7 protein-coding genes and 2 pseudogenes are annotated in these 10194 nt (G+C 67.8%); 3 read left to right on the plus strand and 6 right to left on the minus strand.

Features of this window, described 5'->3' with window-relative positions:
* Window positions 1-394 (plus strand): carbamoyltransferase C-terminal domain-containing protein (locus tag ACFHWU_RS28005; RefSeq protein WP_416592148.1); only part of this gene is annotated, 394 nt, incomplete at its 5' end.
* A 202-nt stretch (window positions 395-596) separates the two neighbouring features.
* On the opposite strand, the gene ACFHWU_RS28010 is transcribed toward ACFHWU_RS28005, so the two are convergent.
* Window positions 597-1865 (minus strand): tyrosine-type recombinase/integrase, encoded by a 1269-nt coding sequence (locus ACFHWU_RS28010; protein ID WP_416592149.1) that lies wholly within the window; start codon window positions 1863-1865, stop codon window positions 597-599.
* Window positions 1866-2419: 554 nt separating this feature from the next.
* Between ACFHWU_RS28010 and ACFHWU_RS28015 the strand changes: the two genes are divergently transcribed.
* Entirely contained in the window at window positions 2420-3385 is a 966-nt protein-coding gene (locus ACFHWU_RS28015; protein ID WP_416592150.1) for a hypothetical protein, read from the plus strand.
* Between the two features lie 331 nt (window positions 3386-3716).
* Here the strand turns inward: ACFHWU_RS28015 and ACFHWU_RS28020 are convergent, their stop codons facing one another.
* From ACFHWU_RS28020 to ACFHWU_RS28035, 4 genes are all read right to left on the minus strand, one after another.
* Complete coding sequence (locus ACFHWU_RS28020; RefSeq protein ID WP_416592151.1) at window positions 3717-4766, minus strand: site-specific integrase; 1050 nt, start codon at window positions 4764-4766, stop codon at window positions 3717-3719.
* 664 nt (window positions 4767-5430) lie between these two features.
* Window positions 5431-6603, minus strand: a complete 1173-nt coding sequence (locus tag ACFHWU_RS28025; protein ID WP_416592152.1) for a ferritin-like domain-containing protein — start codon at window positions 6601-6603, stop codon at window positions 5431-5433.
* Entirely contained in the window at window positions 6600-7454 is an 855-nt protein-coding gene (locus ACFHWU_RS28030; protein ID WP_416592153.1) for a phosphate/phosphite/phosphonate ABC transporter substrate-binding protein, read from the minus strand. The genes ACFHWU_RS28025 and ACFHWU_RS28030 overlap by 4 nt, the downstream gene beginning before the upstream one ends.
* Window positions 7451-8623 (minus strand): acyl-CoA dehydrogenase family protein, encoded by a 1173-nt coding sequence (locus tag ACFHWU_RS28035; RefSeq protein WP_416592154.1) that lies wholly within the window; start codon window positions 8621-8623, stop codon window positions 7451-7453. Before ACFHWU_RS28035 ends, ACFHWU_RS28030 begins: the two co-directional genes overlap by 4 nt.
* Window positions 8624-9181: 558 nt before the next feature.
* Here ACFHWU_RS28035 and ACFHWU_RS28040 point away from each other — a divergent pair.
* A pseudogene (locus ACFHWU_RS28040) lies at window positions 9182-9583 on the plus strand (transposase); the annotation flags it as partial.
* Window positions 9584-9922: 339 nt separating this feature from the next.
* Here the strand turns inward: ACFHWU_RS28040 and ACFHWU_RS28045 are convergent.
* A pseudogene (locus ACFHWU_RS28045) lies at window positions 9923-10194 on the minus strand (hypothetical protein); the annotation flags it as partial.

The raw sequence follows: 10194 nt of genomic DNA on the forward strand, positions 1-10194 counted from the left end.
TCACTGCATCCATACTGCGATTCGGACATCACCCAACCAGGCAGGTCCACGGATTGAGGCTAAGGACCTAGGCCGCTTCTTCGACGGCAGTCTCATGTCTCCCTACATGACCTACGCGTACACCGCCAAGGCGGAGACTACGGACCGAGCCCCGGCCATCGTCCACGTGGACGGAACGAGCCGCGTGCAGACCGTCACCCCTGACCAGCACCCGTTCCTTCACGCCGTGCTGAGCGGGCTAGAGGAACGGGGTGAGGCGCCGTTGCTCGCCAACACCTCGATGAACGTGGCCGGTCAGCCCATGGTCGACACGCCAGCCGACGCACGACGGTTCCTCGCCGAGACTCCGGTCGACGTGCTCTACCTCGGCGATCAGCGCCTCGTCCGTCCGTGACCCTGGGTGTAGCCGATCCTCGGCCGGCCTCGCCGCCTGAACCTACGGATCAGAAGGTTAGGGGTTCGAGTCCCTTCGGGCGCGCGAGATCAACAAGGGCCTGACCTGCGGAAACGCAGATCAGACCCTGTTGCTGTTGATGGAGTGTGGACGTTCGTTGCCACACCTGTGTCACGTCTGCGCCATCACTCTCTGTAGTTGCTCAGTGATCATCATGGCCTTGACCTGGGGTTCGGCGGTCCTCCGGCTGGTCCGGCTCCGCTGAGCCTCCTGGTTTTTTCGCCGTCTTGGCGGCCTTGCGGGCGGCGCGCCCGATGGCGGCGCGGCGTTCCCGGGCTGCATTTCGGACGAGTTCAGCGGTGGCTGCGGCGGCCTGATGTTGGGCTGCTGGTAGCACGCTGGTGTACACGTCTGCGGTGGTGTCGATCCGCGAGTGGCCGAGTTGGGCTTGGATGGTTTTGAGATCCGCGCCGGAGTTGTGGGCGAGGGACGCGGCGCCGTGCCGCAGGTCGTGTAGCCGGATGGGTGGCAGGGTGGATTTCTGGACCAGAGTTGGGAACCGTTGGGTGAAGTAGCCGGGGTGGTAGGGCTGGCCGTCGGGTCGGGTGAAGACGTAGCCGGTGTCGCGGTAGGCCTGCCGGGCTTCGATCCGTCGGGCGGCCTGCTGCTGTTGTTGCCGGCGGTGGTGGGCCAGGGCGGTGGCGGTGGCCTCGTCGAGAGCGACGACCCGCTGCCCTGACGCGCTCTTGGGTGGCCCCTCGTAGACGCGGTGTCCGGCGGAGGTCCGCTGCTGGTGGATGGTCAACTCGTTGGCGTCAAGGTTGATGTCGGACCAACGCAGGCCGGCGACCTCGCCCCTGCGGAGCCCGCGCAGGCCGATCAGGCGCCAGAGGGCGTGGAGCGGATCGTTGGCGGTGAAGTCGAGGAACGCGGCGAGTTGGGGTGCCGTCCAGACCGAGACCGCCGGCCGGATGCCGGTTTCCTGCCAGGCCGCGACGTTTTCGTCGGTCCAGATGTGCGCCCGGGTCTGGGCCGGGTTGGGCAGTTCGACGCGACGTGCGGGGTTGTCGGTGAGCAGGTCTTCCCGGATCGCCGCGTTGAGGGCGGCTCGGAGCGTGGCACGGACGTGTCTCAGTGTCGATGCCGAGTGGGGCCGGTCGTACTTGTTGCGTTGCCGCGCGATGGCACGGAACACCGCGTTGAGCTGGCTGGAGGTCAGCTCCGACAGGAGCGTCCGTCCGACGTGCGGGATGAGGAACCGTTCGATGTCGCGGGCGTAGAGCAGCTTGGTGGTCGGGCGCAGCCGTGTCCGGGTCTGGATCCAGTGCTCAAGCCACCGCGCCACCGTCCAGCTCTGCGCGGTACGGCGCTCCGATGACATCGCCAGCAGTTCGTCACGGGCGCGACGGGCCGCGGCCTGCGACGGGAACCCGCCCCGGCGAACCCGTTGCGGACGGCCGAGAATGTTCATGGTGGAACAGTGGAAATACCAACTGCCGTGACCGCGATCCTTCAGCCGGGAACAATGACCGCCTCGGTTACCTCCTGTCACGTAGTCGGAGCATGCGCAACGCTTGAAGACGCGGCCTCTGGATTTCATGGCTCCCCGATCCGATGAAAGATTCCCGCCTATCTGGCATCCACTGGACCTGCGGGAATGTGGGTACTCGGGTGGCCAACGCCGCCGTGGCAACGCCTGTTCCCGACAGGAGTCACCCCGAGAGGCCGCTGGTGTCGGCGAGACAAACGAGAACACGGAGAGTTATGATTCGATTGGTTGGTGAATCACGCCATCATTCGATCATCACCAATCCCCAATCCCGGTTGTGGTGTTCCTGACGGCGCACCCGGGACTCGCACACGTCGGGATCGCGTGTATCGCGCGCCGGGGATGCGGTTACCGCAGGCGATGGTCTGTTGGCGTGTCGTAGTGGGTGCGGTGTTGGGCGGTGCGTAGCCTCCATCAACGGCGACTCGTTGCGGACGCGACCGCCTCGCCCCATCACCTGCCGGAGGAGAGCGCCAGTGAGGCAGACCAGCGAGCTTCCTGACCATGCGGCGTCGCCGGTGCCTTCCGAGATGACCGCCGAGGCCGTCGACGCCGTCCTTGCGGACCTTGCTGCGGTGGCCGACCGTCTCATCGAGGAATGGGCCGTGGCCCAGCGTGAAGTCGATGAACGCAACGACGACAACGAGCGCTGGCTTATCCAGACCGGGACGCCGGCCGGCTATCGAAGTTGCCCGAACCCGCGGCGGGCGCTGTCCTCGGTGCGCTTGGACCACGCCGTCCACCGCGCCCGCCTCCTACGACAGTCGAGTCGGGAAGTCGTCGCGTGGTGGGCGGACCTGGCAACCCATGCCGCGTTGTCCGCCGCGGCGGGTCAACCGGTCAACCCTGTGCGCGCTGCCGGTGCCGATCCCAGCGCCTATCTCATTGAGGAGGAGCTTCGCCACCTGCCGGGATGGTCCGACGAGGACAGGGCGTTGGCCGAGCTCGTCGCGCTGTTCACCGTCCCGCCCATGAATCCGGAAGCCACCGACATCTCCATGGATGCGGGCGAGTTCGCCGCCTGGGCGGGACCGATGGCGCAACGCTCCCCGTCGGGAGAGCTGATCGTGGATGACGAAACCTCGCCGGGTGCCCGCCTGCCGCGCATGTGGGGTGACACGTGGGCCGCCTACCAGATGCCGGCGCTGCCGCCTGCGGACAGACTCGCCGCAGCGTTCACCACCGCCGGTGTGCCGCCGACCGTTGTCGAGGCCGTCCGGGAAGCGACCAGGGCCGTCGACGACGCACTCGCCGCCGCGGTCCGGGTCGCCGAGCCGGAGGACGCCGACGCCCTCGCCGACGACCCGGAGGTGGTCGCGGAGGAAGAGGCGCTGTGGGACCACGTCGAGCGGTCAACGGAAATCCTGGCCGCACATGCCCGGACCCTGACCAACCACCTGCCCGCGATCCGCACGGCGGCTCAACACCGCGTCCGAACCTGACGGCCACCCGAACCAGGTAGCAGATCCGGGTGTAGGACACCGGCCCAGCGCGCCGTGCGCCCGAATCCGCTCGGACCTCAGACACACCCCGCAGTCTCCCCCGGCTCGGGAACAGCCCTAACTCCGTCACCGAATCGTCGGCGGTTTTCCGGATCCGCTCCTTGACCTAGGCTGCGGTCAACTCATCACTGCAGCTACCCGAGTCGCCGCTCGATCTTTGACTCTCCGGTGGACGCGACACCACGACGCCGTCATCCACTGCCTGGCCGTCAGAGGCCTTCGGGCCCGCTGCACGGGCTCCAGGCATGGCCCAGGTTTCGTGACCGGAGGCTCAGGGACGCGGCCTGCGATCCATCTGCTGCCTGACCTGCGCGCCCGGCCTGCCAGCCGCGAGGAGAAACGAGGCCGTGGCCTCGGCCGCCTCCCGCGCCGTCGTCGGCAGGACCGTGGTGTAAACGTCGGCGGTGAGGCGGATGTTCGCGTGCCCGAGCTGGTCCTGGACGGTCTTCAAATCCGCGCCCGCGGCATGCGCGAGCGTTGCGGCGCCGTGCCGCAGGTCATGCAGCCGGATCGGTGGAAGCCCTGCCCGGTCGACCAGGAACCGCAGACGCTGGGTGAGGTAACCGGGGTGCAGCGGCAGCCCGTCGGCACCGGTGAACACGTAGCCGCTCAGGTGGCACACCTTGCCCGCGCCGACACGGCTGGCGTGCCGTTCCCCCTGCCGGGCGTAGTGGCGCCTCAACACCTGCACGGTATGCGTGTCGAGAGCGACAGTGCGGCGACTGGCCGCGGACTTGGGCGGGCCCTCGTACACGTCGTACCCGGCCGTGGTCCGCTGCCGGACCACCGACAACTGCCCCTCGTGCAGGTCGACGTCGACCCACCGCAGCCCCGCCGCCTCGCCACGGCGCAGCCCACGCAGGGCGATCAGCCACCACAACGCGTACAGGGTGTCGTCGCGGACGTAGTCCAGGAAATCGGCGAGCTGCGCCGCCGTCCACACCGCCACCGCGGGGCGCGTGCCACTGACCCGCCATTCGGCGACCCTGGCCTCGGTCCACACCAGTGCCTGCGGCCGCTCCCTAGCGGGCAGTTCCACCCGGCAGGCCGGGTTGTCGACGATCAGCCCGTGGCGGACCGCGGCGTTCAGGGCCACCCGCAGAGTGCTGTGGATGTGCTGCAACGTGCACGCCGTCTGCGGCTGACCGACCCGGTTACGGGTAACGGCGATCCGCGCGAACGCCGCGTTGAGCTGCCGCGAGTTCAGGTCACCGAGCACCAGATGCCCGATGTGGGGGATCAGGAAGTTCTCGACATCGCGCGTGTAGTGCATCTTCGTCGTGGGCCGGATCCGTTTCCGGGCCGACAGCCAGTACCGCATCCACCGGGCGACCGTCCACGCCCGGCCTGCCTGTTCCTCCCGAGACAATGCCAGCAGGTCATCGCGCGCCTGACGGGCCGCCTCCTCGGACGGGAAACCACCCCGCCGGACGCGTTCGACCCGCCCCAACAGGTCTCTGGTCGAACAGTGGAAGTACCAACTCCCGTGCTCGCGCTCCGGCAGCCTCGAACACGCCCTACCCAGAGGACGCCCGGTTGCCGAACTCAGGCAACCACACCGCTTCACGACCACACCCCGACTCTTCATTCTCCGTCTCCCCTCCAACTGCTGATAGGCACACCCTGCCGCCGCGACACCAACTGGACATCCGATCTGGGAAACATTGAAGGAATATGACGAAATACTCCGGTATCGAACTATGCCTCGTGCAATATCTGGTCGGGCTCAGAGGCCTTGCTAATGTCCGGAGGGGACGTCGTTGACGGTCCGGGCCGCAGGGAACGGCTGCGATGCCGGGCATGCCCGAAGCCGATCTTCTAGCGGCAGATCCGCTCCGGCCTCACCCCCGAGGCACGCTGAGGTAGCCGGCAGCCGGCCTGCGGCGTTGTCACGGCATGGCCGCCATGCCCTTCCCGAACCCGGTCTGCCGGTCAGCACGCCAGGTGCGTCGGGGCGCGGGACGTTTGAGCCTGGCGGAGAAGCCTCACATGAAGTTGCGGGTGTGCAGCGCGGACAGTTCGGCGGCTTCGTCATCGGGGAAACCGAGGCGGGCCAGGTGCCGGCGACGTCCGGCTTCCATGTCCGCTTGCAACTGCTGCACGGCGAGGTGGCCTCGGGTGAGTGCCGCAGGAGCCCAGTCTCCGGCTGCCAGCAGCAGCAGGGCGTCGAACACGTCTTGGTTGAGGCCGGCGGTGCCGATGAGCACGTCGTGGCGGCGTTCGATGGCACCCCGCAGCCGGCCGAGCATTGTCGGGTCCAATGCCGATTGATGTTCGAGGTGCGCCAGACCGAACGCCACATGCCGGGCCTCGTCGGCGCGGGCCAGCCGGGTGACCGCCCGAGTAACGGGGTCTGGCGCGTGTCGGTAGAGGAAGTTGAGCAGGTGCACGAACGTGCCCTCGCCGAGCACTGACAGAAGAAATGAGGCCAGGGTGAAGTCCGGTTCGGCCAGCAGCGACGCGAGGGACGCCCGGCCGCCGGCCGAGGAGGTGCCCATCTGACCATCGGTGTGCAGCGCCCGGCGGGTGAAGACATCGACGTGGCGGGCCTCGTCAGCGGCCTGCACCGCGAGCAGGCCGACCACCTCCCGGAAGTGCGGGTGGATGCGAGTCAGCAGCCGGGCCGGGATGACCAGGGCGGCCTGCTCGTTCTCAACCAGGTAGGTCATGATCTGCACGACCGCCGCCTCGATGTCAGCCGGCAGGGTGAACGGCGAGTCCCACGGGACCGCGGTTGCCGGGTCCCATTGCGCGGCTGCGGCGTGGGCGTACAGGCGGGGCGCCAGGTCGGCCCAGACGATGTCCCTGTCGGCCAAGTCGTAGGCCGGCTCGGGCCCGCCGGCTTCGAGCAGTGCGCCACGGGCCGCCAGTCCCCAGTGTGCGGGAGGCTGGCGGGCTACCGTGCCGGGTTCGCCGGCTCGTTCCGCATGTTTCCAGCGGCCGGCATCCTGACGGCCCTTGACGACCTCGACCCGGCCGTCGTCGCCGGCAGTCGCGCGGTGGCCGGCCGCCCGGCACCAGGCCCTCATGTGCAGGGTCAAAAAGGGGTCGCGGCCGGTAACCGTGATTGTGCTTTCTGGTGGCAGGCCGGCCAGGGTCTTCTGTACCAGCAGGCGGCCGCCGGTGTCGAAGGCCAGGCCAGCCAGGTCCAAGTTCACGGCCGGTACTCGGCGGCGGTCACCGTGCCCGTCCCGTCGTAGAAACCGGAGGCGGTGACGGCTGACTCCAGCAGGTCGTATCCGTCGATACGGCCGCCCTTCCAGGAGGTCAGCCCTTCCAGGTCCAGCAGCGGGCGCACGGTCGGATCGGCGTACGACATCGAACGCAGCAGTTCCTCGAACCGCGCTACCAGGGACGGGTCGGCGGCGCCGGTGACGGTCATGTTGCAGTGGTCGTAGAGGCCAGTGGTGGTGAGCAGCCGGGTGCTCCCGGGGGGCAGCACGCCCTCCTTGGTGAAGAGCAGGTGGTTGCCGTCGAGCACGCAGGCGGCGTCGACCTCGCCAGCGATCAGGGCTCGGGCGGCGTCGCGCTCCCCGCCGACGTGGTCGCCGTGCAGGCCGACCCCGACGTCGAAGCGGTGGACCGTGAAGTCTGTGCCGGGCTGCAGGCCTTGGCTGCGAAGGTGCTCCAGCGGCAGCAGCGTCGCCTGCGGTGAGTCGACTGCTCCGGTCGCGACCGTCCGCTCCCGCAGGTCATCGACGGAGGCGATGTCGCTGTCAGTGCGGACGACGACTGCGGTGGTCAGGTCGCGGTCGGTGTCCCGCATAACCAGTGCCCGGATCGGCAGGCCCTGCGCCTTGGCGAGTCGGCGGGCCCGGATCCAGGCGAGTGGGGAGTTCCAGGCCGCGTCGATGCGCCCGGCGATCAGGTCTTCGACCTGCCGCTCGTAGTGGGAGTAGAGGACGTAATCGAACGGCAGTCCGGCAGCGGTCAGCCAAGATCGGAAGCCGTCCCAGATGGTCACGACCTTAGGGTCGTAGGTGACCGCGCCCATCGTGAAGGCGGTCATGCCGGCACCACCGGGGCATCGAACAGCGGCAGGCCGAGGACCGCCCGGCCGGTGAAGTCATGTAGCGCCTCGGTTGTCGGCGCCATCACCCGGGCGGCCAGCGCGTCCCTGAAGTGCCGTTCGATACTGAGCTCCTTGCGGAACGCCGAGCCGCCAGCCAGGCGCATCACCTCGTTGGCGACCGATACGGCCGTCTCTCCGGCGACCGCCTTGACCTGTAACACCCGCAGCTGGGCGGCGGGTTTACCGGCGGCCAGCGCGGCCAGCGTGGCGGACACGAACGCCCGAGTGGTGTCCACGTTTGTCCTGATCCGGGCAAATGCCGCCCGAGGGACCGGTTGCTCGGCCAGGGACTGTCCCAGGTGATCGAGGCGGGCGTTGGTGAGGTGCGCGGCCGCCAGAGTGACCAGGCGTTCCGACACTCCCAGCGAGAACGCCGCGCTGAGCACGGTGAACACCGGTAGCACCACGCCCAGTGCGACGTCGAGGCCTACGCTGTCCTTGCCGAGCAGCGCGTCGGCAGGTACTAGCGCGTCGGTCGCGGTGATCGGGCGGGAAGCGTTGCCCCGCAGGCCGACACCGTCGAACGGCCCGGCCACATCCAGCCCAGCCGTCGCCGACGGGACCAGCCACAGGGTCATCCCATTCCCGGCCAGTGGCAGGCTCGACCAGACGTAGCTGTCGGCTTCGCCGGCGGACGTCACCCAGCTCTTGCGGGCGTTGAGGAGCACCTTGTCGCCGCTAGCGGTGGCGGTGGACTGCGGCGCCCAGAAGTGGCTGCGTGAGCCCTGTTCGGAGAAGGCGAGCGTAGTGACATGCCGGCCGGCGGCGATCGCGCGGCGGACGTCCTCCGGCCCGCTCTGCTCGATAGCGGCGGTCGCCGTGTAGTGCATCAACGTCACCATCGCGGTCGATCCGCACACCCCGGCGAGCGCCTCAATCACCTCGGCGGCCGCGTCCAGCCCCAAGCCTGCGCCGCCCACCTCGCGGGCACTCGTCAGGCCCAGCAAGCCAGCGGTGCCGAGAGCGGCTATCGCGGAGCGAGGGTACCGCCCCGATCGATCGATGTCCGCCGCGTGTGGGCGGACATCTTGGTCCAGCACCGCCTGCAGCGCGGTCCGATACTCCGGCACGCTTCCCCCGTACAAGTCTCGACGCCGATCGAACACGGTGAAGATAGCGCGGCAGGACCGTAATGGTCCATAGCAGAGACTTGTCACCGTGAGTCTCACCGAGTTGGCACCGGGGTACGAGTACGTGGCACGGTCGAAAGTACTGTGGATGTTGCGGGCTACAGAGGGCTGAAGGTGGAACCTGGTCAGTGCTGCTACTGAACCAGCCCCGTGATCCAGCAGCGTGCAGACCCGCTGAGGTACAGCCGCATCGGTGGCATCCGGTCTACATTCGGTCAGTCAAACAGCCTTTCGGGCGCCGACCTTGTACTTGTCAGGAGCGCCAGTTTGCAAGCTTCAGCGAGGAAGATCGTGGGCCGCAAACGCGGCATCATCACCGACACCCTCGGACTGGCTGTGACAGGTTCATCTGGCCCCACCAAGACGGCTTGGTTTGGCCCCACTTCGGCCCTGAACCGGCCGACGGTCCAGTACACCGACGGACCTCCTTGTCGCTGCCAGCACTTGGTTCGCGATCTGGGGCATCGACGGATCGGCGTTCCCTGACCGCCGGTGGGGCCGAATGGAGCCGTCACGGTGGGGCCGAGTCAAGCCACCAGAGCCATCGGACTGCTCCTCGCCGTCATCGTCACCGCGGCCAGCGCCAGTGACAACGCCATCGGCATAGACCTGCTCGACCAGGCCACCACCACCTACCCCACCCTCACCAAGACCTGGGCCGACGCCGGCTTCAAGAACCGCGTCGTCGAACACGGCGCCGCACTCGGCGTCGACGTCGAGATCGTCACCAAGGACCCACAGACCAAGGGCTTCAGCGTCGTCAAACGCCGATGGGTCGTCGAACGCACCCTCGGCTGGCTCATGCACCACCGCCGACTCGTACGCGACTACGAAGCCCGACCCGACAACTCCGCCAGCATGATCACCATCGCGATGATCGACAACCTCGCCAAACGACTCACCACCGAAACCACCCCAACCTGGCGATACGGCTAAACCCACATTACCGGCAAAATACGTGAATCAGACGTCCTCTGAACTCTCGCCGACGGTCGTCGCCCACCACATCGCACCTATGTGGCACCCGGAGCAGGTATCAATGGCGATGAGGTCGTTCACGGACTCCGATGTCGTCGCCAAGCTGCACCGGCCACTCTCCCAGCAAAAGGTGGGCCCAGCTCCTTCAGATCATCGGCCACAAGCTCACCGGTCGGAACGAACGCGAACTGCTCGGCACCGTCCAGGCATTCCCCAGGCCAGCCCTTCCAGCTGGCCAAGGAGGCTGGGATCAGGCTCCAGCGAATCACGAACTAGTGTCGCGTGATCCTGATGGGTTTACTTGGTGTTGTTCGCGACGAGTTTCTTGATGTTGGTCTGGACGAGTTGGACCTTGGCGAGGATCTCGTCGGCGGTGGCGGTCCAGGTGAAGGGTCGGGGGTTGGCGTTCCAGGTGGTGATGTAGTCGCGGATGGACCGGATCAGGACCTGGACCGAGGCGAAGGTGCCGCGTCGGATGGCCTGGCGGGTGATGGTCCCGAACCAGATCTCGTCGGGTAGCCCCGGCGCATTGCTGCGCCGGGGCCCCCTCAGAACCGGCCATGCCCGCT

It is taken from the genome of Micromonospora sp. LOL_015, assembly GCF_048060275.1.
Lineage (GTDB): Bacteria > Actinomycetota > Actinomycetes > Mycobacteriales > Micromonosporaceae > Micromonospora_E.

Coding starts and splice junctions, on each gene's coding strand:
- ACFHWU_RS28030 (WP_416592153.1), bottom strand. CDS start 7,454: ATGACCGCCTTCACGATGGGCGCGGTCACCTACGACCCTAAGGTCGTG.
- ACFHWU_RS28010 (WP_416592149.1), bottom strand. CDS start 1,865: ATGAACATTCTCGGCCGTCCGCAACGGGTTCGCCGGGGCGGGTTCCCG.
- ACFHWU_RS28020 (WP_416592151.1), bottom strand. CDS start 4,766: ATGCGGTACTGGCTGTCGGCCCGGAAACGGATCCGGCCCACGACGAAG.